Genomic DNA, 21,659 nt, shown 5'->3' with positions numbered 1-21,659 from the left:
AACCACCAACAGGAGGAAGCATGCCCTTCGTCACCGTCGGCGCCGAGAACGGCCACGACATCGAGCTCCACTACGACGACCTCGGCGCGGGCGACCCGGTCGTCCTGATCCACGGCTGGCCGCTGTCCGGCCGCTCGTGGGAGGGCCAGGTCCCGGCACTCGTCGAGGCCGGCCACCGCGTCATCGCCTACGACCGCCGCGGGTTCGGGCAGTCGTCGCAGCCGTGGGGCGGCTACGACTACGACACGTTCGCCGCGGACCTCGACAAGCTCATCACCGAGCTCGACCTGACGAACGTCACCCTCATCGGGTTCTCGATGGGCGGCGGCGAGCTCGCGCGCTACGTCTCGACCTACGGCACCGCGAAGATCAAGAAGCTCGTCTTCGCCAGCGCGGTGCCGCCGTACCTGTGGAAGTCGGACGACAACCCGGACGGCGCGGTCGACCAGGACCTCGCCGACTGGTTCGCGAACGGCATCACGGGCGACCGTCCGGCGTTCCTGCACCAGTTCGTCGACATGTTCTACACGCCGGGCGGCGAGCCGGGCCTGCTCAAGAAGCCGCTCGTCAGCGAGGACCAGCGCGCCTACGACCTGGCGATCGCCGAGCTCGCCTCGCCGAAGGGCACGCTCGACTGCACGGTCGCCTTCGCGACGACGGACTTCCGCGACGACCTGACGAAGGTCGACGTCCCGACGCTCGTCATCCACGGCGACTCGGACGGGATCGTGCCGTTCGAGGCGTCCGGTCAGCGCACCGCGGCGGCCATCCCGAACGCGCAGACGCACGTCATCGAGGGTGGCCCGCACGGTGTGCTCGCCTCGCACAAGGACGAGTGGAACGAGGCGGTCCTGCGCTTCCTGGCGTCCTGACCCCTCCCCCTTCCGCAAAACGCAACGTGGGCGGTTCCTCGCAGCGGTGTACCGCTGCGCAGGACCGCCCACGTTGCGTTCCGCGGGTCGCGGGGTGCCGACCGCGGCGTCAGCGCCCGGTGACCGCGGCGCGGATGCGCTCGATCGGGACCTTCGCGGTGCGGTCGGCGTTGAGCAGGCCGTTCGTCTCCTGCATCGTGTCCGTCAGCTGCGTCCAGCACGAACCGGCCAGGAACGAGCTCGCCCGGACCCCGTCGTAGAGCGCCGTGATCCGCGCCACCCAGTCGTCGCCGTCGACGGCCGAGGTGTAGCCCCACCCGTCCTCGCGCTTCGCCCCGGGCTGGAAGTCCACGCCGCCGAACTCCGTCAGCATGACCGGCTGCCCCTGGTCCGTCGCGCCGCCCACCAGGATCCGACGATCAGCGGGCCCGCGCCCACCGAGCAGTGCCGTCCGTGCGGCGTCGTCGGTGTAGGTCGCGGCGAGCCGGGGGCCGTCGCCCTCGTAGTCGTGCACGGTGACGATGTCGGAGTTCGTGTGCTCCCAGCCGTCGTTCGAGACCACCGGCCGGGTGGGGTCGAGCGCCCGGGTGACGTCGGCGAGTGATCGGGCGTATGCCTGCTGCGCCGGGTCCGTCGCGATGTGCTGCACGCCCCAGCTCTCGTTCGCCGGCACCCAGGTGACGATGGACGGGTGCGAGGCGTCGCGTTCGACGGCGTCCATCCACTCCCGCACGAGCCGCTGCACGGCGAGCGGGGAGAACGCGTACGCGCCGGGTGCCTCGCCCCAGACGAGCAGCCCCAGCCGGTCCGCCCAGTACAGGAACCGCGGGTCCTCGATCTTCTGGTGGTTCCGCGCGGCGGTGAAGCCGAGCTCCTTGATGAGCTCGACCTCGCGGCGCAGGGCCTGCCGTGACGGTGCTGCGAGGTGCGACTCCGGCCAGTAGCCCTGGTTGAGGACACTGCGGACGTCGTAGGCGCGGCCGTTCAGCAGGAAGGCGCCGCCGTCGATGCCCACGGTGCGGACGCCGAAGTACGACGACACGGCGTCCAGGGGCACGTCGCCCTCGGCCGGCAGCAGCGTGACGACCGCGTCGACCAGGCGCGGGGTCTCGGGGGACCACACCAGCTCGTCCTCGGCCTGACCGTTCTGCTGCCGGGCGACGGGCACGACGACCTCGACCTCGTGCGCGGTCACGGGCAGGACCGTCTCGACGGTCGCCAGGTCCTCGTCGCCCCCGGACCAGTGCGCCGCGACGCGGACCCGCGCGCCGGCGGGGCGCTCTCCGGCGAGCCGGACGGTCAGCCGCACCGTCGCGTGGTCGACGTTCGTCCAGCGCAGGGCCCCGATCGACGCGGTCGGCACGGCCTCGAGCCAGACGGTCTGCCAGATCCCGGTCGTGCGGCGGTACCAGATGGCGTGCGGGTGCTCGTGCCAGTCCTGCTTGCCGCGCGGCTGGGTGACGTCGTGGGGGTCGTCCTCGGCGCGGACGACCAGGGTGTGCGTCACGTCCGGCTCGGTGCCGAGCGCCTCGGTCACGTCGAGCGTGAAGGGGGTGTGTCCGCCCTCGTGCTCACCGATGAACTGCCCGTCGACCCAGACCCGCGCGCGGTGGTCGACGGCGCCGAAGTGCAGCAGGAGCCGGGGTGCCGCGTCGCCGTACCCGGCGGCGTCGAGCTCGGCGCGCGTGATCGTCCGGGCGTACCAGACCACGGGGTGGAACCCGGGCTCGTCGATGCCCGATGCCGGCGACTCGGGTGGGAACGGCACCGTGATGTCCCGGGCGTCCGGGAACCCGGAGCGCCAGGTCGGGTCGTCGCCCGTGTTCCGGAACGACCACGTCCCGTCGAGGTCGGCCCACGCGCCGCGCAGCATCTGCGGTCGGGGGTACGAGCCGTCCTGGTCGGAGGCGCGAGGGAGCTGGGGCAGGAGGGCGGCGACGGTGCCGTCGAGCGAGGTCATGCAGCCATGCTGGTCGCTCCGTACATCGTTGTAAAGCGGCGCGCGCCAACCGGTGCGCGCCGACCGGTGCGCCACGACTCGGGGCGCGCCCCGGGACCGGCGCGTACCGTTCGCTGCATGAGCGCCGAGGCACCCGAGCACGTCGACGACCGCACGCTGGAGGGCTGGATCGCACGCCAGCGCTGGTACGCCGCGAAGGGTGGGACCCCGGCGCTGAACACCATCGCCGAGACCGACGGCACGCGGTTGGTCCTCGACGACGCCGCGACCGGGCCCGTCCTCTACCAGGTACCGGTCGTCGCGGGCCCTGGCGGGGGAGCCGTCGACCCGGTCGACGCCACCACCGACACCGTCTGGGTGCAGCAGCTCGCGGCGCGCATCGACGCCGACCCCTCGAGCCTCCGGCCGATCGGCGAGGTCACCGCGTCCCGGGTGCTGTCCGGCGAGCAGTCGAACACCTCGGTCATCTGCGACACCGCGTCCGGCGACCGGGTCATCACCAAGGTCTTCCGGGTGCTCCACCATGGTGACAACCCCGACGTCACCACGCAGCTCGCACTCTCCGCCGCGGGCAGCTCCCGCGTGCCGACCGTGTACGGCGCCCAGCAGGCGAGCTGGCCCGACCCCGGCCGTCCCGACGGCACGGCCACCGGACACCTCGCGTTCGCCCAGGAGTTCCTGCCCGGCCTCGAGGACGCCTGGCGCGTGGCCCTCCGCGACGCCAGGACCGGCACCCCGTGGGACGAGCAGGCCGCCGCGCTCGGCGAGGCGCTCGCCGAGGTGCACCGCACGCTCGCCACCGCCCTGCCGACCGAGCCCGCCGACGATGCACGACGGGACGCTGCGGCAGCGACGATGCGCGGCCGGCTCGACGCCGCCGTGCGCGAGGCCCCGACCGTCGAGCCCCACGTCGACGCGATCCGTGCCGTGTACGACCGTGCCGCCGCGTCGCACTGGCCGGACCTGCAGCGCATCCACGGTGACCTGCACCTCGGGCAGGTGCTCGCCGCGCCCGAGCCCCGCGGGTGGGTGTTCCTCGACTTCGAGGGCGAGCCGCTCCGCCCGCTCGCCGAGCGGTCGCTGCCCGACTCGACGCTCCGCGACGTCGCCGGGATGCTCCGGTCCTTCGACTACGTCGCCGGCGCGCTCGCGCACGACGCCGAGTTCGTCGACGCGGGTGCCTGGGCGCAGGCGGCACGGCAGGCGTTCCTCGACGGGTACCGCCGGGGGACCGGTGACGACCTGACCGACCACCGCGCACTGCTCGACGCGTTCGAGCTCGACAAGGCCGTGTACGAGGTGGTCTACGAGACGCGGAACCGGCCCGACTGGGCCGGCATCCCGCTGGCTGCGGTCGCGCGGCTGGCGGCGGACGGCGCGGCCTGATCCTCCGACCCCCGGCGTGACCCGCTGACGGACGGGAGGCGCGGTGCCGGCCGACACCGCGCCTCCCGTCCGTCACGTGGTGACGACGACCGTCGTCGTCAGTTGACGGGGCCCGTGTACTTCTCGCCCGGCCCCTTGCCCGGCGCGTCCGGGATGCTCGACGCCTCGCGGAACGCGAGCTGGACCGAGCGCAGTCCGTCGCGGAGCGGACGGGCGTGGTGGTCGCCGATCTCGGTGGCCGCCGCCGTCACGAGCCCGGCGAGGGCCGTGATGAGCTTCCGCGCCTCGTCGAGGTCGGTCTGCTCCTGCGGGTCGTCGGCGAGCCCCACCTTCACGGCGGCTGCGCTGAGCAGGTGCACGGCGACGGTGTTGATGAGCTCGACCGCGGGCACCTCGGCGATGTCGCGGGCCTCGCCGCCGGCTGCGGTCTCGTCCTGCGTGACCTGCGGGGTGTCGTTCTCGGGGGTGTCGGGCACGGTGCTCCTCTGCTAGACTCATCGGCGGCAGATGCTGCCCGTGTGCCCAGATCGTCTCCACAGGAGTCGGACCGAGCCCCGGACGGCGTCGTAGAAGAGGAGTCTCTCCCACCCGCGGCCGTGCACCACAGGCTACCGGGTCCCAACCGCTCCGTCGGGTCAGCAGTGCGATCGTCAGACCGCACCGCGTCCCGGCAGGCCAGCCCCGCGGGGCCGGTGTCGGGCGGCTGCCGAACGGGTTCCGATCCGTGCGTCAGATCTCCTCTCTCGTGCCGTCGTCCAGCGCAGCAGCGCCGGACGGCCACCACTTGATTGAAGGAGCTCCGCATCACCGATCCCCGCACCAACGACCGAATCCGCGTTCCCGAGGTCCGACTCGTCGGCCCCCAGGGTGAGCAGGTCGGCGTTGTCCCGATCGCCATGGCTCTGCGTCTCGCGCAGGAAGCCGAACTGGATCTGGTCGAGGTCGCCCCGAACTCGAAGCCGCCCGTGGCCAAGATCATGGACTACGGCAAGTTCAAGTACGAGGCAGCGCAGAAGGCCGAGGAAGCGCGCCGCAACCAGGTGAACACCGACCTCAAGGAGGTCCGGTTCCGCCTGAAGATCGACGTGCACGACTACGAGACCAAGCGCAAGCGCGCCGAGGGCTTCCTCCTCGGCGGCGACAAGGTGAAGGCGATGATCCTCTTCCGTGGGCGCGAGCAGTCGCGTCCGGAGCAGGGTGTCCGTCTCCTCCAGAAGTTCGCCGAGGAGATCGCCGAGTTCGGCGTCGTCGAGTCGCGTCCGACCCAGGACGGCCGCAACATGACGATGATCATCGCCCCCCTCAAGAACAAGTCCGACGTCAAGGGCGAGCAGAACGCGAAGCGTGCTGCGCAGAAGGCCGAGCGTCGTGCGTCGGAGCACGCGGCGAAGGGCAAGGAGGCCGACGAGGCCACCGAGTCCGCGCCGGCCGAGGCTCCCGCCGAATAGGTCCTCCCCGGACCACCCCGCGACGACGCGGCTCCCCACCCACCCCACGGAAAGGCACCACGATGCCCAAGCAGAAGACCCACTCCGGGTCGAAGAAGCGCTTCAAGGTCACCGGCAGCGGCAAGATCATGAAGCAGCAGGCCGGTATGCGTCACAACCTCGAGGTCAAGAGCGCCAAGCGCAAGGCCCGCCTCAACGAGGACCAGGTCCTCGCGAAGGCCGACGCCAAGAACGTCAAGAAGCTTCTCGGCCACTGAGCCGGCGGAACGTAAAGGAACAGATCAATGGCACGTGTCAAGAGAGCGGTCAACGCCGCCAAGAAGCGTCGCGTCATCCTCGAGCGCGCCGAGGGCTACCGCGGCCAGCGTTCGCGCCTGTACCGCAAGGCGAAGGAGCAGGTCACCCACTCCCTCGTCTACGCGTACCGTGACCGTCACGCGAAGAAGGGCGAGTTCCGTCGCCTGTGGATCCAGCGCATCAACGCCGCGTCGCGTGCGAACGGCCTGACCTACAACCGCCTCATCCAGGGCCTCTCCCTGGCCGGCGTCGAGGTCGACCGTCGCATCCTCGCGGACCTCGCGGTGAACAACCCCGAGACGTTCGCGGCGCTCGTCGAGACCGCCAAGAAGGCCCTGCCGGCCGACACCTCGGCCCCCAAGGCCGCGTAGTCACGCCAGCTCCCGAAGCCCCGATCCGTCCACGGAGCGGGGGCTTCGTGCATGCTGCGACACTTGACGCGTGAGCGATCTCCTCGAGAACCCGAAGTCCGGACGCGTCAAGGCCGTCGCGGCACTCGCCAAGAAGGACGTCCGTGCCGACACCGGACTCTTCCTGCTCGAGGGCCCGCAGGCCGTGCGCGAGGCGATCGAGTACCGCCCGGAGCTGCTCCGCGAGCTCTACGTGACGCCGACCGCCGCCGCACGGTACGGGCTCGACGACGCACCGGTCGACACGTGGTTCGTCACCGAGCAGGTGCTCGACACGATGGCGGACACCGTCACGCCGCAGGGGGTCGTCGCGGTGTGCCAGCAGTTCCCGACGTCGGTGAAGGACGTCTTCCCGGACGCCGGACCCGGCCTGGAGGCGCAGGGCGCGTCCGCCACGGACGGCACGCTGCCCGGGCTGGTCGCGATCCTCGAGCAGGTCCGGGACCCGGGGAACGCCGGCACGATCATCCGCGCCGCCGACGCGGCGGGCGCTGACGCGGTCGTGCTGACCGGTCGTTCGGTCGACCCCTACAACCCGAAGGTGGTGCGGTCCACCACGGGCTCGCTGTTCCACGTGCCGGTCTCGGTGGGCGTGACGCTCGCCGACGCCGTCACACGCGCGAAGGCCCTCGGGTACACGGTCCTCGCGGCCGACGTCTCCGGCGACGACCTGCCGGACGTCCGGGCCGACGGCATGCTCGACGGGCCGACCGCGTGGGTCTTCGGCAACGAGGCCCGGGGCCTCACATCCGAGGACCTGGCGCTCGTCGACCGGGCCGTGAAGGTCCCGATCTACGGTCGGGCCGAGTCGATGAACCTGGCGACGGCCGCGTCCGTCTGCCTGTACGAGTCGGCGTTCGCGCAGCGGGTGGCGTCCTCCTCCACAGCGCGCTGACCCGTCCTGCTCTTCCACCGTCCGTCCAGTGCAGGACGGCGGTATCCCGGGGGCCGGTAGGCTTGGGCCTCGTGTCAGAACACCTCGAGATCAGCGAAGCGGCCGTCGCCGACGCGGTCGACCGGGCCCTCGCCGCGGTCCGCGCGACGACGACCGTGGCCGAGCTGAAGCAGGCCAGGGCGGAGCACACGGGCGAGCAGTCGACGCTCGCGCGGATGAACGCGTCGATGCGCAGTGTGCCGAAGGAGCAGAAGGCCGAGGCCGGCAAGCTCGTCGGCCAGGCGCGCGGTCGGGTCAACGCCGCCGTCGCCGAGCAGGAGTCCGTCCTCGCCGAGGCCGAGGAACGCGCCCGGCTCGAGGCCGAGCGCGTCGACGTCACCGCACTGCCGGTCCGTCGGGCGCCGGGCTCCCGCCACCCGCTCTCGGTCCTCAACGAGACCGTCGCCGACATCTTCGTCGGCATGGGGTGGGAGGTGGCGGAGGGCCCCGAGCTCGAGCACGAGTGGTTCAACTTCGACGCGCTGAACTTCGACCCGGACCACCCCGCACGGGCGATGGCCGACACGATCTTCGTCGAGCCGGTCGACCGGCACCTGGTCATGCGCACGCACACCTCCCCGGTGCAGGTGCGCTCCCTGCTGTCCCGGGAGCTGCCGCTCTACGTGATCGCCCCGGGACGCGTGTACCGCGCGGACGAGCTCGACGCCACGCACCTGCCGGTCTTCACCCAGGTCGAGGGCATCGCGATCGACAAGGGCCTGACGATGGCGCACCTCCGCGGCACGCTCGAGCACTTCGCGCGCCAGGTCTTCGGCGCCGGGGCGCAGATCCGCCTGCGTCCGAACTACTTCCCGTTCACCGAGCCCAGCGCCGAGATGGACGTCTGGCAGCCGAACGCCAAGGGCGGCGCGCGGTGGGTCGAGTGGGGCGGCTGCGGCATGGTGAACCCCAACGTCCTGCGTGCGGCCGGCATCGACCCGGACGAGTACCAGGGCTTCGCGTTCGGGATGGGCATCGAGCGGACCCTGCAGTTCCGCAACGGCCTGAACGACATGCGTGACTTCCTCGAGGGCGACATCCGCTTCTCGCAGCAGTTCGGAACGGTGGTCTGATGCGCGTCCCACTCCGTTGGCTCGGCGAGTCCGTCGACCTGCCCGACGACGTCTCCCTCGAGCACGTCCACGCGGCCCTCGTGTCGGTGGGCTTCGAGGAAGAGGACGTCCACACCTACGACCTCACCGGCCCGATCGTCGTCGGCCGCGTGCTCGAGCGCGAGCCCGAGCCGCAGAAGAACGGCAAGACGATCAACTGGTGCCAGGTCGACGTGGGCGAGTCCGAGCCCCGCGGCATCGTCTGCGGTGCGCACAACTTCGACGTGGGCGACCTCGTCGTCGTGACGCTGCCCGGCGCCGTGCTGCCCGGGCCGTTCCCGATCGCCGCGCGCAAGACGTACGGCCACGTGTCCGACGGCATGATCGCCTCGGCCCGTGAGCTCGGCCTCGGCGACGAGCACGACGGCATCCTGCGCTTCGCCGACCTCGGCATGGACCCCGAGGTCGGGGCCGACGCGATCGCGCTGCTCGGCCTCGACGACGCCGCGGTCGAGATCAACGTGACGCCGGACCGCGGGTACGTGATGAGCATGCGCGGCGTCGCCCGCGAGTACGCGCACGCCACCGGTGCCGGCTTCCGCGACCCGGCGGCGCGCGTGACGCCCCGCTCGGGCGAGGGGTTCCGCGTCACGATCGACGACCAGGCCCCGGTCCGCGGTCGTGTCGGTGCGCACACCTTCGTCACCCGCGTCGTCCGTGGCATCGACCCGACCCGGACGACCCCGGCGTGGATGGTCTCCCGCCTGGCGCTGGCCGGCGTCCGCTCGATCTCGCTGCCCGTCGACATCACGAACTACGTCATGTTCGAGCTCGGCCAGCCCCTGCACGGCTACGACCTGGCGAAGGTCCGCGGTGGCCTCGGCGTGCGTCGCGCGGCGGTGGGGGAGACCCTCGTCACCCTCGACGACACGACCCGCACGCTCGACCCCGAGGACCTCGTCATCACCGACGACGACGGCCCCGTCGGTCTCGCCGGCGTGATGGGCGGTGCACGCACCGAGATCTCGGACACGACGACCGACGTGCTGATCGAGGCCGCCGGCTTCGACCAGGTCTCGATCGCCCGGACGGCCCGCCGGCACAAGCTGCCGAGCGAGGCCTCGAAGCGCTTCGAACGCGGGGTCGACCCGCTCGTGGCCGAGGCCGCTGCGAACCGTGCCGTCGAGCTCCTCGTCGAGCTCGCGGGCGGCACGGCGGACACCCTCGGCTCCACGCTCGTCGACGCCGAGCCCCGCCCGACGATCACGATGCGGGCGTCGCGGCCTGCCGACCTCGTCGGTGTCGAGTACACCGACGCCGAGGTCATCGACACGCTGCGCGCCATCGGTGCGACGGTGGACGTCGACGGCGAGGTGCTCGTCGTCACGCCGCCGTCCTGGCGACCGGACCTGACCGACGACACCACCCTGGTCGAGGAAGTGGCCCGCATCGTCGGCTACGACCGCATCCCGAGCGTGCTGCCGATCGCCCCGCCCGGACGCGGTCTGACCCGGCACCAGCAGGCCCGTCGGCGCGTGTCCGCCGCCCTCGCAGCGGACGGCCTCGTCGAGGTCGTCACCGCGCCGTTCGTCTCGCAGACCACGCAGGACGCCTACCCGGGCATCGACGGCGACGGTGGTCCGAGCGTCGTGCTCGCGAACGCGCTGGACAGCGAGCAGTCGCTGCTCCGTCGCAGCGGGCTCCCCGCGCTCGTCGACGCCGCCCGCCGCAACGTGTCCCGCGGCCTCGTCGACGTCGCCCTGTACGAGACCTCGCGCGTGTTCCTGCCGACGACGGACGTGCAGCTCGGCACCGACGCCGTGCCCGCCGGCGCCGAGCGGCCCGACCCCGACACCCTCGGTGTGCTCGACGCGTCGCTCCCGCCGCAGCCGTTCCACGTCTCGGCGTTGCTGACCGGCAACCGCGTCGTGAAGCAGCCCGGCGTGCAGCCGGAGCCCTACGGCATCGCGGACGCGCTCGACGTCGCCCGGGCCGTCGCCTGGGCGGTCGGTGTGGAGCTCCGGGTCGCACAGACGAGCCACCCGTCCCTGCACCCGGGGCGTGCGGCCGCGCTGCTCGTCGGTGACACCGTCGTCGGTGTCGCCGGTGAGCTACTGCCCGTCCTCACCGAGGCCGCGGTGCTGCCGCGCGTCGTCGCCGTCGTCGAGCTCGACCTCGACGCCCTGGTCGCCGCGGCACCGGAGCTCGTGTCGGTGGCGCCGATCGTGTCCTACCCGGCGGCGACGCAGGACCTCTCCCTCGTGGTCGCGGTCGACGTCCCGGCGGGTGACGTGCTGGAGGTCGTCCGCTCTGGCGCCGGAGAGCTGCTGGAGTATGCTCGGCTCGTGGACGACTACCGGGGCACGGGCGTGGACGAGGGACAGAAGTCCCTGACGTTCGCGCTGCGCTTCCGCGCCACGGACCGCACGCTGACCGCTGCCGAGGCCTCCGAGGCCCGTGACGGCGCCGTCCGACGTGCCGGCGAGCGATTCGGGGCGACCCTGCGCGACTGATCCACCGGATCAGCACCGCCCGGGGCCGCCGCCTCCGACTCTCTCGACGACCAGTCCGACCAAAGGTGGAACCCATGTCCGTATCCGTCGCCGTGGCGGGAGCCTCCGGCTACGCGGGCGGAGAGCTCCTGCGCGTGCTCGCCGCCCACCCAGAGTTCGACGTCAGGACGGTGACGGCCTTCTCGAACGCGGGGCAGCCGCTCATCGCGACGCAGCCGCACCTGCGGTCGCTGGCACACCTGACGCTGGTCGAGACGACGGCGGCGACCCTGCGCGGACACGACGTGGTGTTCCTCGCGCTGCCGCACGGGCAGTCCGGGGCGATCACCGCCGAGCTCGACGAGGACACCCTCGTCGTCGACTGCGGCGCGGACCACCGGCTCACGGACCTGGCTGCGTGGGACGCGTTCTACGGCGGCGAGCACCACGGCGCGTGGACCTACGGCCTGCCGGAGCTGCTGCACGCCGCGCCGGCGCCCGGGACGGCGGAGGAGTGGCGGGACGTCGACGACATCGCGGGCCTCGGGCGGCAGCGCACCGAGCTCGCGGCGACGAAGCGGATCGCGGTGCCGGGCTGCAACGTCACGGCGGTGACGCTCGGGATCCAGCCGGGTGTCCAGGCCGGGCTCGTCGAGACGGACGACCTCGTCGCGGTGCTGAGCGTCGGGCCGAGCGGAGCCGGCAAGAAGCTCGCGACGACCTACCTCGCCTCGGAGATCATGGGCTCCGCGAGCGCCTACGCGGTCGGCGGCACCCACCGGCACATCCCGGAGATCCAGCAGAACCTCGTGGCAGCGGGGGCCGGTGACGTCCGGATCTCGTTCACGCCCGTGCTCGTGCCGATGTCGCGCGGCATCCTCGCGACGACGACCGCCAGGCTCTCGCCCGGGGTCAGCGCGCGCGACGTCCGGATCGCCTGGGAACAGGCCTACGCCGACGAGCCCTTCGTGCACCTGCTCCCGGAGGGCGAGTTCCCCCGCACCGCGGACACCGTCGGCGCGAACACCGCGCTCGTCGGCATCGCCGTGGACGAGGCCGCGGGCCGGGTGGTCGCCGTGAGCGCCCTCGACAACCTGGCCAAGGGCACCGCCGGCGCGGCCGTGCAGTCGGCCAACATCGCCCTGGGCTTCCCCGAGACCCTCGGCCTCAGCGTGGACGGAGTCGCACCGTGACCGACGAGACCTCGACGGACCAGCCCGACACGGGCCTCCAGGGCGTGACCGCCGCTGCGGGCTTCCGCGCGGCCGGCGTCACCGCCGGACTCAAGACGAGCGGGAAGCCCGACGTCGCCCTCGTGGTGAACGACGGCCCCGACGCGACCGCGGCCGCCGTGTTCACCAGCAACCGCGCCCAGGCGCACCCGGTGATCTGGTCGCGCCAGGTCGTCGGCGACGGTGTCGCCCGGGCCGTGGTGCTCAACTCCGGCGGCGCGAACTGCTTCACCGGACCCTTCGGCTTCCAGACCACGCACATGACGGCGGAGGCGGTGGGTGCCGCGCTCGGCATCGGTGCAGGCGACGTCGTCGTCTGCTCGACGGGCCTGATCGGCCGCGGTGACCAGACGTTCCGTGACGGCGTGCTGCGCGGTGTCGACCTGGCCAGCGCCGCGCTGGCGGCCGACGGCGGCCCCGACGCTGCGGTCGCGATCATGACCACGGACACGACGCCGAAGCAGTCCGTCGTGACCGAGGACGGCTGGACGGTCGGCGGCATGGCCAAGGGCGCCGGCATGCTGGCCCCCGGGCTCGCGACGATGCTCGTCGTCATCACGACCGACGCCGTGCAGACCGCGGAGCAGCTCGACCAGGCGCTCCGCGCGGCGACCCGCGTGACCTTCGACCGCGTCGACTCGGACGGCTGCATGTCGACCAACGACACCGTCGTGCTGCTGTCCTCCGGTGCGAGCGGGGTGACCCCCGAGGTCGGCGACTTCCAGGAGGCACTGACCGCGGTGTGCGCGGACCTCGCCCGGCAGCTCCAGCAGGACGCCGAGGGCGCGAGCCACGACATCACGATCGAGGTCACCGGCGCGGTGTCCGAGGACGAGGCCGTCACGGTGGGGCGCAGTGTCGCCCGGAACAACCTGTTCAAGGCCGCGGTCTTCGGCAACGACCCGAACTGGGGCCGCGTGCTGGCGGCGATCGGGACCACCGACGCCGAGTTCGACCCGTACGCGGTCGACGTCAGCATGAACGGCGTCCGCGTCTGCCACGCCGGCGCCCCGGACCGGCCGATCGACGAGGTCGACCTGACGCCGCGCGACACCCACGTCCTGATCGAGCTCGGGGTCGGCGTGCACGCGGCGACGATCCTGACGAACGACCTGACGCACGACTACGTCCACGAGAACAGCGCGTACTCCAGCTGATGAGCGACGACCTGACCAAGGAAGAAGAGCACGAGCTCGCCGCCGTCAAGGCCGCGACGCTCATCGAGTCCCTGCCGTGGCTGAAGCGGTTCTCGGGCAAGACCGTCGTCGTGAAGTTCGGCGGCAACGCCATGGTGAACGACGACCTGAAGCGGGCGTTCGCCGAGGACATGGTCTACCTGCGCTACGCGGGACTCCACCCGGTCGTGGTGCACGGCGGTGGGCCGCAGATCTCGGCGGCGCTGAAGGAACAGGGCATCGCGTCCGAGTTCCGCGGTGGCTACCGCGTGACGACGACCGAGGCGATCACGGTCGTCCGCGACGTGCTCGCCGGCGAGGTCAACCGCGAGATCGTCGACCTCGTCAACGAGCACGGTGACGGTCTGGCCGTCGGCGTCTCCGGCGACGGCGGCTCGCTGTTCACCGGTGAGAAGAAGGGGGTCGTCGTCGACGGCGAGTACTTCGACCTCGGCCACGTCGGCGACATCACGCACGTCGACCCGTCCGGCGTCCTCGCGGCGATCGAGGCCGGACGCATCCCGATCGTGTCGAGCATCGCGATCGACGACGCCCACCCGGACCAGGCGCTGAACGTCAACGCCGATGCCGCGGCCGGTGCGCTGGCCATCGCGCTCGGTGCCGCCAAGCTCATGATGCTGACGGACGTCCCCGGCCTCTACCGCAACTGGCCGGACCGCGACTCGATCATCGACCTGATCGCGGTCGACGAGCTCCGGGCGCTGCTGCCGAGCCTCGAGTCGGGGATGATCCCGAAGATGACCGCGTGCCTCGACGCCGTGGTCGGCGGGGTCGGCGGCGCGACGATCATCGACGGGCGGATCCCGCACTCGATCCTGCTCGAGGTCTTCACCCTGCGCGGTGCGGGCACCGAGGTGATCCCGGACCCGAGCCGTCGCACCGAGAACCAGAACACCCACGCCGAGGTCGGCCGACGGGTGCCCGAGTCCGCGGCGGACCCGGGCCGACACGCGGCGACCGACGCCGCCGTCACCGACACCACCGTCACCGACACCGCCACGACGCAGAAGGGGAACGAGCAGTGAGCACCGAGACGCACACCCAGACCTGGAACGACCGGTTCGGGGCGTCGCTCATGCGATCCCTGACCCCGCCGAAGATCATGCTCGACCACGGTCAGGGCTGCCGCGTGTGGGACGTCGACGGCAACGAGTACCTCGACTTCCTGGCCGGCATCGCGGTGAACTCCCTCGGCCACGCCCACCCGGCCCTCGTCGAGGCCGTCGCCGACCAGGCGGCGAAGCTCGTGCACGTCTCGAACTACTTCGCGACGCCGCCGCAGCTCGAGCTCGCCGAGCGCCTCAAGCGCATCACCGGTGCGGGGGACGCCGGCCGCGTGTACTTCGGCAACTCCGGTGCCGAGGCGAACGAGGCCGCGTTCAAGCTCGCGCGGCTGAACAAGGGTGCGGACGGTCGCAAGACCCGGATCCTCGCGCTGAAGCAGGGCTTCCACGGCCGGACGATGGGTGCGCTCGCGCTCACCGGCAAGCCCGCGCTGCAGGAGGACTTCCTGCCGATGATCGCCGGCGTCGAGCACATCGACTCGACGGTCGAGGCGCTCGAGGCGGCCGTCGACGACACCGTCGCCGCGCTCATCCTCGAGCCGATCAAGGGCGAGGCCGGCGTGGTCGACCTGCCCGAGGGCTTCCTGCAGGCCGCGCGTCGCCTGACCGAGGAGCACGGCGCGCTGTTCATCCTCGACGAGATCCAGACCGGGGTCGGCCGCACCGGCAACTGGTTCACCTTCCAGGGCCACGGGTTCACGCCGGACGCCGTCACGATCGCGAAGGGCATCGCCGGTGGGTTCCCGATCGGCGCCCTCGTGACCTTCGGCTGGGCGTCCGAGCTGTTCTCGGCCGGCCAGCACGGCTCGACCTTCGGCGGCAACCCGCTCGGCACCCGCGTCGCGAACGCGGTGCTCGAGGAGATCGAGCGCGCCGACCTGGTGGCCGGCGCGGTCACCAAGGGCGAGCGCATCCGTGCCGGCATCGCGGCCCTCGGTTCGCCGCTGGTGCAGGAGGTCCGGGGCACGGGCCTGCTCGTCGGCGTCGGCCTGACCGCGCCCGTCGGCCCCGCCGTCAACGCCGCCGCCCTCGAGCGCGGCCTCATCATCAACGCCCCGAACGAGTCGAGCCTGCGCATCGCGCCGCCGCTCATCGTGTCCGACGCCGAGATCGACGAGTTCGTGTCGATCCTCGGCCAGAGCCTCGCGGCCGTCGCCGCCGAGCAGGAGACCTCCGCATGACCCGCCACTTCCTCCGTGACGACGACCTGACCCAGGCCGAGCAGTCCGCGATCCTCGACCTCGCCGCCCAGATGAAGGGTGACCGCTGGGGCGAGAAGCCCCTCGCCGGGCCGCAGACCGTCGCGGTGATCTTCGACAAGTCGTCCACCCGCACCCGGGTGTCCTTCCACGTCGGGATCTCCGACCTCGGCGGCAGCCCGCTCGTGATCACGACGGCGAACAGCCAGCTCGGCGGCAAGGAGACCCCGTCGGACACCGCCCGCGTGCTCGAGCGCATGGTGTCGGCGATCGTCTGGCGCACCTACGCCCAGTCCGGACTCGAGGAGATGGCGGCGGGCACCCGCGTCCCGGTCGTCAACGCCCTGTCGGACGACTTCCACCCGTGCCAGCTCCTCGCCGACCTGCTCACGATCCGCGAGCACCGCGGCACCCTCGCCGGGCAGACCGTCGCGTTCATCGGCGACGGCGCGAGCAACATGGCGCAGTCGTACCTGCTCGCGGGGGCGACCGCGGGCATGCACGTCCGCGTCGCCGCTCCGGCGGCGTTCAGCCCGGACGCCGCGGTCGTCGCCGACGCCGAGCGTCGTGCGGCCGAGACCGGTGGCTCCGTCCTGGTCGTCACCGACCCGGTGGCGGCGGTCGCCGGCGCCGACGTCGTGGTCACCGACACGTGGGTGTCGATGGGCAAGGAGGACGAGAAGCAGTCCCGACTCGACACCTTCGCGGGGTACCGGGTGGACGACGAGCTGATGGGGCACGCCGCCGACGACGCCGTGTTCCTGCACTGCCTGCCGGCGGACCGCGGGTTCGAGGTGACCGCCGAGGTCATCGACGGGCCGCGCAGCATCATCTGGGACGAGGCGGAGAACCGGCTGCACGCGCAGAAGGCCCTGCTCGCCTGGCTCCTGGCCGCGAACGCGACCGGCAGCCCGGCCGCCTGACCCCGCTCGACTGGAGTCCCGTGACCGATCGCATCGTCGTCGCCTGCTCCGCCGGGGTGGACCCGGCGGCAGCCGTCGAGCACTTCGCCGTCGACCACGAGGTCCTGGCCCTGGTGGTCGACCTCGGCGGTCGGTCCCGCGAGGTCGACGCCGTGCGGGACCGGATGCGGGCCGCCGGTGCGGTGGACGCCGTGGTGGTCGACGCGAAGACCGAGTACGCCGACCGGTACGTCGTCGCGGCGGTCCGGGCGAACGCCGGCGGCCCGGGTCGCCCGCTCGTCCCGGCGCTGCGGCTGCCGATCGTCGCCGACCACCTGGTCCGCACGGCCCGGCAGCTCGGCGCGGTCGCCGTCGCGCACCTCACGAGCGCCCCGGACGAGGTCGCCCTCACGACCACGATCGCCGGGCACGACCCCGACCTCCGGGTCCTCCCGGTGCCGACGGCCGTCGTGCCGGCCGGCGGTACCGAGCACGACGTGTGGGGCCGTCTCGTCACCGAGCCGGACCTCGAGGACCCGTGGGCCGCGGTCGACCCTGCGGACTGGGCGCGCACGGCGGACGTCTCCGCCCAGCCGGACACCGAGCCCGACGAGGTCACCGTGACCTTCGAGCACGGCGTCCCGGTCGCCCTCGACGGGCAGCGCTTCCCGGTCCTCCGGCTGCTGCGCGAGCTCGACGCCCTCGCCGGCCGCCACGGGGTCGGTCGGCACGACCTGGTCGTCGACCTGCTCGACGGCCGCAAGGCCCGACGTGTGGCGGAGACACCGGGTGCGACGGCGCTCGTGGCCGCGCACCAGGACCTCGAACGGATCACCCTCGAACGCGAGGTCCTGCGCTGCAAGCAGGGCGTGGACCGCGAGTGGGCGGAGCTGGTCGACGAGGGTCGCTGGGCGAGCGGACTCCGCCGCGCGCTCGACGCCTTCATCGAGGAGACGCAGCGGCACGTCTCCGGTGACGTCCGGCTCCGGTTGCACGGCGGGGTCGCGAGTGTCACCGGGCGCCGGTCGGAGCAGAGCCTCTTCGACTTCGAGCTGGCCGGGGCACCGGCCACCGGGAGCGTGTCGTTCGCGAGCGCCCGGGCCCGACCGACGCGGACGGCCACGCGGCGCGACCGCGCGAACTGACGCCCCACCGGCACCACGCAGCACCGCCCCCACCAGCACCACGCAGTACCACCCCCCGAAGCACCGCCCACGAACCGAGCACGACCGACCCGTACCCCCAGGCAGGACGACATGACCGACGCGACGCAGCCGAGCAAGACCGACGCCACGAACACGGGCGCCCTCTGGGGTGGCCGCTTCGCCGACGGCCCCAGCGCCGAACTCGCCGCGCTGTCCCGGTCGACGCACTTCGACTGGCAGCTGGCCCCCTACGACATCGCCGGGTCCCGCGCCCACGCCCGTGCCCTGCACACCGCCGGCTACCTGACCGAGGACGAGCTCGAGCGCATGACCGCCGGCCTCGACCGCCTCGAGACCGCCCACGCCGACGGTTCCCTGCAGCCGGACGACGGCGACGAGGACGTCCACGGTGCCCTCGAGCGCCTGCTCATCGCCGACCTCGGCCCGGAACTCGGCGGCAAGCTCCGCGCCGGCCGGAGCCGCAACGACCAGATCGCGACCCTGGGCCGCATGCACATGCTCGACCACGGCCGGCGGATCGGGCGCCTCGTCATCGACCTCGTCGACGCGATCTCGCAGCAGGCGAGCGAGCACCCGGCGGCGATCATGCCCGGCCGCACGCACCTGCAGCACGCCCAGCCGGTGCTCCTCGCCCACCACCTGCTCGCGCACGCGTGGCCGCTCGTCCGGGATCTCGAGCGGCTCCGCGACTGGGCCGACCGTGCGAGTGTCAGCCCGTACGGGGCCGGCGCCCTCGCGGGCAGCTCGCTCGGTCTCGACCCGACGGCGATCGCGCACGAACTCGGCTTCGCCCGCCCCGCCGACAACTCGATCGACGCCACGGCCGCCCGCGACGTCGTCGCCGAGTTCGCGTTCGTCCTCGCACAGGTGGGCATCGACGTGTCCCGTCTGGCCGAGGAGATCATCCTCTGGAACACCAAGGAGTTCGGTTTCGTCCGGCTGCACGATGCCTTCTCGACCGGGTCGAGCATCATGCCGCAGAAGAAGAACCCCGACATCGCCGAGCTCGCGCGCGGCAAGTCGGGTCGGCTCGTCGGCAACCTCACCGGCCTCCTCACGACCCTGAAGGGCCTGCCGCTCGCGTACAACCGCGACCTGCAGGAGGACAAGGAGCCGGTCTTCGACTCGGTCGCCCAGCTCGAGGTGCTGCTGCCGGCCTTCACCGGCATGGTCGCGACGCTCGCCTTCGACACGGAGCGGATGGCCGAGCTCGCGCCGCAGGGCTTCTCGCTCGCGACCGACGTCGCGGAGTGGCTGGTCCGGCAGGGCGTGCCCTTCCGCGACGCGCACGAGATCTCGGGGGCGCTGGTCCGGTACTGCGAGGAGCGCGGGATCGAGCTCGACGAGCCCGGCGACGACGAGTACCGCGCCGTGTCCGAGCACCTCACGCCCGAGGTGCGCGGCGTCCTGACCATCGAGGGCAGCGTCGCGTCGCGCGCCGGTGTCGGCGGGACGGCGCCGGAGCGCGTCGCCGAGCAGCTCGCCGCCCTGACCCGTCGCGTCCACGACCTGACCGAGGGCGCGCCCTTCACCCGATGAGCGACGCGCTCCTCGCGCTCCTGGCCGAGCCGGCTCCGGTGTGCGCGCCGGCGCTGCTCGGCGCGACGATCACCGGGCGTGGTGTGACACTGCGCATCACCGAGGTCGAGGCCTACTGGGGCCCGACCGACCCAGGGTCGCACGGCCATCGCGGCCCGACACCGCGCAACCGGCACCTCTTCGGGCCGCCGGGCACGCTCTACGCGTACCGCTCGTACGGCATCCACACCTGCGTGAACGTGGTGAGCGGCCCGGAGGGCACGTCGTCCGGCTCGCTCCTGCGCGCCGCCGAGGTCGTCGACGGCATCGAGGTCGCCCGGGCTCGCCGCGGTCCGTCGGTCGCCGACGTCGCCCTGGCCCGCGGTCCGGGCAACCTCGGGCAGGCTCTCGGTGCCGTGCTCGGCGAGGACGACGGCACGTCGCTCCTCGACGGCTCGGGACCGTTCCGGCTCGTGCTCGCACCCGGTCTGGAGGCGCGGCTCGCCTCCGCCGACCCGGCGGACGTGGTCGCGGAGCTGCTCGCCGAGACGGTGGCCGGCCCCGCGGGGACGGCTCCGGTCCGGCGGATCTCGCGCGGACCGCGCACCGGCGTCGCCGGTGTCGCCGGCGGCGCGTCCTTCCCGTGGCGCTCCTGGCGCACCGGTGAGCCGACGGTGTCGCCGTACCGACGGCACCGGCGCGCGGTCGACTGACGGGGCCGCGCCGATCCTCCCGGCCGTCGCCCGGTGGCTACGATGGTCGGGTGTCCAGCGCAACCGATCCCGATGTCCTGACACGCCAGCAGAACGACCCCACCTTCGCCTCGGTGTGGGACGAACTGCGCTGGCGCGGTCTGGTGCACGTCTCCACCGACGAGACGGCACTCCAGGAGGCCCTCGACGGCGGGACCGTCACGTACTACTGCGGTTTCGACCCGACCGCACCCTCGCTGCACTGCGGCAACCTGCTGCAGCTGCTCACCATGCGCCGGCTGCAGCTCGCCGGGCACCGGCCGCTGGCGCTCGTCGGTGGGTCGACCGGCCTGATCGGCGACCCGCGTCCCACCGCGGAACGCACGCTGAACACCCCGGAGACGGTCGCCGAGTGGGTGAGCCGACTGCAGGCGCAGGTGTCCCGGTTCCTCAGCCCCGACGGCGAGAACGGCGTGCGGCTCGTCAACAACCTCGACTGGACGGCACCGCTGTCCGCGATCGACTTCCTGCGCGACATCGGCAAGTACTTCCGCGTGAACGCCATGCTGAAGAAGGACGCCGTCGCCGCACGCCTGAACTCCGACGCGGGCATCAGCTACACCGAGTTCAGCTACCAGATCCTGCAGGGACTGGACTACCGCGAGCTCTACCGGCAGTACGGCTGCACGCTGCAGACCGGCGGTTCGGACCAATGGGGCAACCTGACCTCCGGCACCGACCTGATCCGTCGCACCGAGGGGGTGTCCGTGCACGCGCTCGGCACCCCGCTCATCACGAACTCGGACGGCACGAAGTTCGGCAAGAGCGAGGGCAACGCGATCTGGCTCGACGCCGAGATGACCTCGCCGTACGCCTTCTACCAGTTCTGGCTCAACACGGCGGACGCCGACGTGGTCGCCCGGCTGCGCGAGTTCACGTTCCTCGATCGTGCGGAGATCGGTCGACTCGAGCAGGCGGTCGCCGACGAGCCGTTCCGGCGCGAGGCCCAGCGGACCCTGGCGTTCGAGGTCACGTCGCTGGTGCACGGAGCGGCGGCGACCCGGGCGACGATCGACGCCTCGGCGGCGCTGTTCGGCAACGGCGACCTGGCCGCGCTCGACGAGGCGACGCTGCGTGCCGCGGTCGCCGAGCTCCCCGGCACGGTGTCGCTGCCGGGCGAGGCCGACGTCGCTCGCGCCCTCGTCGACACCGGACTCGTGAAGTCGCTCGGCGAAGCGCGCCGGGCGGTCGACCAGGGAGGCGTGTACGTGAACAACGTCCGCGCCGACGACGCGACCGCGCAGCTCGCGAGCCTCGCGCTGCCCGGCGGAGTCGTGGTGCTCCGACGCGGCAAGAAGACCCTGGCGGGCGTCACGCTCGGCTGATCGATCCACCCTCGGTGCACCCGGTGCCCGGTCTCCCGACGGAGACCGGGCACCGCTGCGTCCGGAGGAGTTGCACAGTGCGACACGCCCGGGAGTGGGGCGCGGTTGGCGCTCCCGCCCAGCGCTGCGTAGAGTTCTTACTCGTCACCCCAAAGGTGCGGCGGAGCGGCTGGAGCGAGAGCCCAGAGCCTGCCGGCCTCAAGCGGGACCATCCTCCACCGAAGTTCAGATCAAGCCTTGTGCTCGATCGCTTCGACGCTTAGGATGACTACTCCACCGGCCCTCTCCCTCGGGATGAGCCACAGGACCTCGGTCCGACGCGATGCCGGTGGTACCAAGAACACAATGCCCCTCTGGCGGAGCTCCTTCGTGGAGTCGAGTGGGGGGTGCGTCTGGTCCTTGAGAACTCAACAGCGTGCACATTGTCAATGCCAATTATTTTGACCCCGTGCGA

Annotated in this window: 18 protein-coding genes and 1 pseudogene; 17 read left to right on the top strand and 2 right to left on the bottom strand. The window is 72.3% G+C overall.

From position 1 onward, the window contains the following. The first annotated feature begins 20 nt into the window (after positions 1-20). Entirely contained in the window at positions 21-872 is an 852-nt protein-coding gene (locus tag PIJ49_RS05885) for an alpha/beta fold hydrolase (RefSeq protein ID WP_271826077.1), read from the top strand. Positions 873-981: 109 nt separating this feature from the next. Here the strand turns inward: PIJ49_RS05885 and PIJ49_RS05880 are convergent, their stop codons facing one another. Continuing rightward, on the bottom strand, positions 982-2,832 hold the full coding sequence (locus tag PIJ49_RS05880; RefSeq protein ID WP_271826076.1) for a glycoside hydrolase family 2 protein: 1,851 nt from the start codon (positions 2,830-2,832) through the stop codon (positions 982-984). A gap of 117 nt (positions 2,833-2,949) precedes the next feature. Here PIJ49_RS05880 and PIJ49_RS05875 point away from each other — a divergent pair, with 117 nt between their 5' ends. Beyond that, positions 2,950-4,218 carry a phosphotransferase gene (locus PIJ49_RS05875; protein ID WP_271826075.1) on the top strand — a complete coding sequence of 423 codons (1,269 nt, stop codon included), beginning with the start codon at positions 2,950-2,952 and terminating at the stop codon, positions 4,216-4,218. A gap of 98 nt (positions 4,219-4,316) precedes the next feature. Here the strand turns inward: PIJ49_RS05875 and PIJ49_RS05870 are convergent, their stop codons facing one another. Next, positions 4,317-4,619: a DUF1844 domain-containing protein gene (locus PIJ49_RS05870; RefSeq protein ID WP_066658711.1), complete on the bottom strand. Its 303-nt coding sequence runs from the start codon at positions 4,617-4,619 to the stop codon at positions 4,317-4,319. 387 nt (positions 4,620-5,006) lie between these two features. Here PIJ49_RS05870 and infC point away from each other — a divergent pair, with 387 nt between their 5' ends. The 15 genes and pseudogenes from infC to tyrS all read left to right on the top strand — a co-directional run bounded on the left by infC (position 5,007) and on the right by tyrS (position 21,205). Then, positions 5,007-5,666 carry a translation initiation factor IF-3 gene (gene infC, locus PIJ49_RS05865; RefSeq protein WP_271826074.1) on the top strand — a complete coding sequence of 220 codons (660 nt, stop codon included), beginning with the start codon at positions 5,007-5,009 and terminating at the stop codon, positions 5,664-5,666. A gap of 62 nt (positions 5,667-5,728) precedes the next feature. After that, entirely contained in the window at positions 5,729-5,923 is a 195-nt protein-coding gene (gene rpmI / locus PIJ49_RS05860) for a 50S ribosomal protein L35 (RefSeq protein ID WP_022903519.1), read from the top strand. 27 nt (positions 5,924-5,950) lie between these two features. Then, complete coding sequence (gene rplT, locus PIJ49_RS05855) at positions 5,951-6,334, top strand: 50S ribosomal protein L20 (RefSeq protein ID WP_066656427.1); 384 nt, start codon at positions 5,951-5,953, stop codon at positions 6,332-6,334. A 70-nt stretch (positions 6,335-6,404) separates the two neighbouring features. Continuing rightward, positions 6,405-7,268 (top strand): TrmH family RNA methyltransferase, encoded by an 864-nt coding sequence (locus PIJ49_RS05850; protein WP_066656424.1) that lies wholly within the window; start codon positions 6,405-6,407, stop codon positions 7,266-7,268. 71 nt (positions 7,269-7,339) lie between these two features. Continuing rightward, the gene (gene pheS, locus PIJ49_RS05845) at positions 7,340-8,380 is read left to right on the top strand and encodes a phenylalanine--tRNA ligase subunit alpha (protein WP_066658706.1); all 1,041 of its coding nucleotides are present in this window, start codon (positions 7,340-7,342) and stop codon (positions 8,378-8,380) included. Next, entirely contained in the window at positions 8,380-10,872 is a 2,493-nt protein-coding gene (pheT, locus tag PIJ49_RS05840; RefSeq protein WP_271826073.1) for a phenylalanine--tRNA ligase subunit beta, read from the top strand. The genes pheS and pheT overlap by 1 nt, the downstream gene beginning before the upstream one ends. 74 nt (positions 10,873-10,946) lie before the next feature. Then, positions 10,947-12,044: an N-acetyl-gamma-glutamyl-phosphate reductase gene (locus PIJ49_RS05835; RefSeq protein ID WP_271826072.1), complete on the top strand. Its 1,098-nt coding sequence runs from the start codon at positions 10,947-10,949 to the stop codon at positions 12,042-12,044. Beyond that, positions 12,041-13,240, top strand: a complete 1,200-nt coding sequence (gene argJ, locus PIJ49_RS05830) for a bifunctional glutamate N-acetyltransferase/amino-acid acetyltransferase ArgJ (protein WP_251155764.1) — start codon at positions 12,041-12,043, stop codon at positions 13,238-13,240. The genes PIJ49_RS05835 and argJ overlap by 4 nt, the downstream gene beginning before the upstream one ends. Then, positions 13,240-14,142 (top strand): annotated as a pseudogene (gene argB, locus PIJ49_RS05825) (acetylglutamate kinase); the annotation flags it as partial. The gene argJ and the pseudogene argB, both read left to right, overlap by 1 nt. A 158-nt stretch (positions 14,143-14,300) precedes the next feature. Continuing rightward, a complete protein-coding gene (locus tag PIJ49_RS05820; protein WP_066656412.1) occupies positions 14,301-15,524 on the top strand; it encodes an acetylornithine transaminase in 1,224 nt (407 codons plus the stop codon). Then, entirely contained in the window at positions 15,521-16,465 is a 945-nt protein-coding gene (gene argF, locus PIJ49_RS05815; RefSeq protein ID WP_251160882.1) for an ornithine carbamoyltransferase, read from the top strand. Before PIJ49_RS05820 ends, argF begins: the two co-directional genes overlap by 4 nt. 20 nt (positions 16,466-16,485) lie before the next feature. Further along, entirely contained in the window at positions 16,486-17,589 is a 1,104-nt protein-coding gene (locus tag PIJ49_RS05810) for an argininosuccinate synthase domain-containing protein (RefSeq protein ID WP_251155765.1), read from the top strand. Positions 17,590-17,700: 111 nt separating this feature from the next. Further along, positions 17,701-19,149 (top strand): argininosuccinate lyase, encoded by a 1,449-nt coding sequence (argH, locus tag PIJ49_RS05805; protein WP_271826071.1) that lies wholly within the window; start codon positions 17,701-17,703, stop codon positions 19,147-19,149. Next, positions 19,146-19,841, top strand: coding sequence for a DNA-3-methyladenine glycosylase (locus tag PIJ49_RS05800; protein WP_271826070.1), 696 nt, complete (start codon positions 19,146-19,148; stop codon positions 19,839-19,841). Before argH ends, PIJ49_RS05800 begins: the two co-directional genes overlap by 4 nt. Positions 19,842-19,891: 50 nt before the next feature. Continuing rightward, positions 19,892-21,205 (top strand): tyrosine--tRNA ligase, encoded by a 1,314-nt coding sequence (gene tyrS, locus PIJ49_RS05795; protein ID WP_209685498.1) that lies wholly within the window; start codon positions 19,892-19,894, stop codon positions 21,203-21,205. The last annotated feature ends 454 nt before the right edge of the window (positions 21,206-21,659 follow it).

Source organism: Curtobacterium uvaldense (genome assembly GCF_028307415.1).
Lineage (GTDB): Bacteria > Actinomycetota > Actinomycetes > Actinomycetales > Microbacteriaceae > Curtobacterium.
Note: the sequence above shows the minus strand (reverse complement) of the source record. Positions and strands in the feature narration are given on the sequence as shown.

What these genes read in the sequence shown, in the direction of transcription:
- argH (WP_271826071.1), top strand. Translation starts at nt 17,701, where the DNA reads ATGACCGACGCGACGCAGCCGAGCAAGACCGACGCCACGAACACGGGC.
- argF (WP_251160882.1), top strand. Translation starts at nt 15,521, where the DNA reads ATGACCCGCCACTTCCTCCGTGACGACGACCTGACCCAGGCCGAGCAG.
- rplT (WP_066656427.1), top strand. Translation starts at nt 5,951, where the DNA reads ATGGCACGTGTCAAGAGAGCGGTCAACGCCGCCAAGAAGCGTCGCGTC.
- PIJ49_RS05880 (WP_271826076.1), bottom strand. Translation starts at nt 2,832, where the DNA reads ATGACCTCGCTCGACGGCACCGTCGCCGCCCTCCTGCCCCAGCTCCCT.
- pheT (WP_271826073.1), top strand. Translation starts at nt 8,380, where the DNA reads ATGCGCGTCCCACTCCGTTGGCTCGGCGAGTCCGTCGACCTGCCCGAC.
- PIJ49_RS05800 (WP_271826070.1), top strand. Translation starts at nt 19,146, where the DNA reads ATGAGCGACGCGCTCCTCGCGCTCCTGGCCGAGCCGGCTCCGGTGTGC.
- PIJ49_RS05885 (WP_271826077.1), top strand. Translation starts at nt 21, where the DNA reads ATGCCCTTCGTCACCGTCGGCGCCGAGAACGGCCACGACATCGAGCTC.
- rpmI (WP_022903519.1), top strand. Translation starts at nt 5,729, where the DNA reads ATGCCCAAGCAGAAGACCCACTCCGGGTCGAAGAAGCGCTTCAAGGTC.
- PIJ49_RS05835 (WP_271826072.1), top strand. Translation starts at nt 10,947, where the DNA reads ATGTCCGTATCCGTCGCCGTGGCGGGAGCCTCCGGCTACGCGGGCGGA.
- PIJ49_RS05875 (WP_271826075.1), top strand. Translation starts at nt 2,950, where the DNA reads ATGAGCGCCGAGGCACCCGAGCACGTCGACGACCGCACGCTGGAGGGC.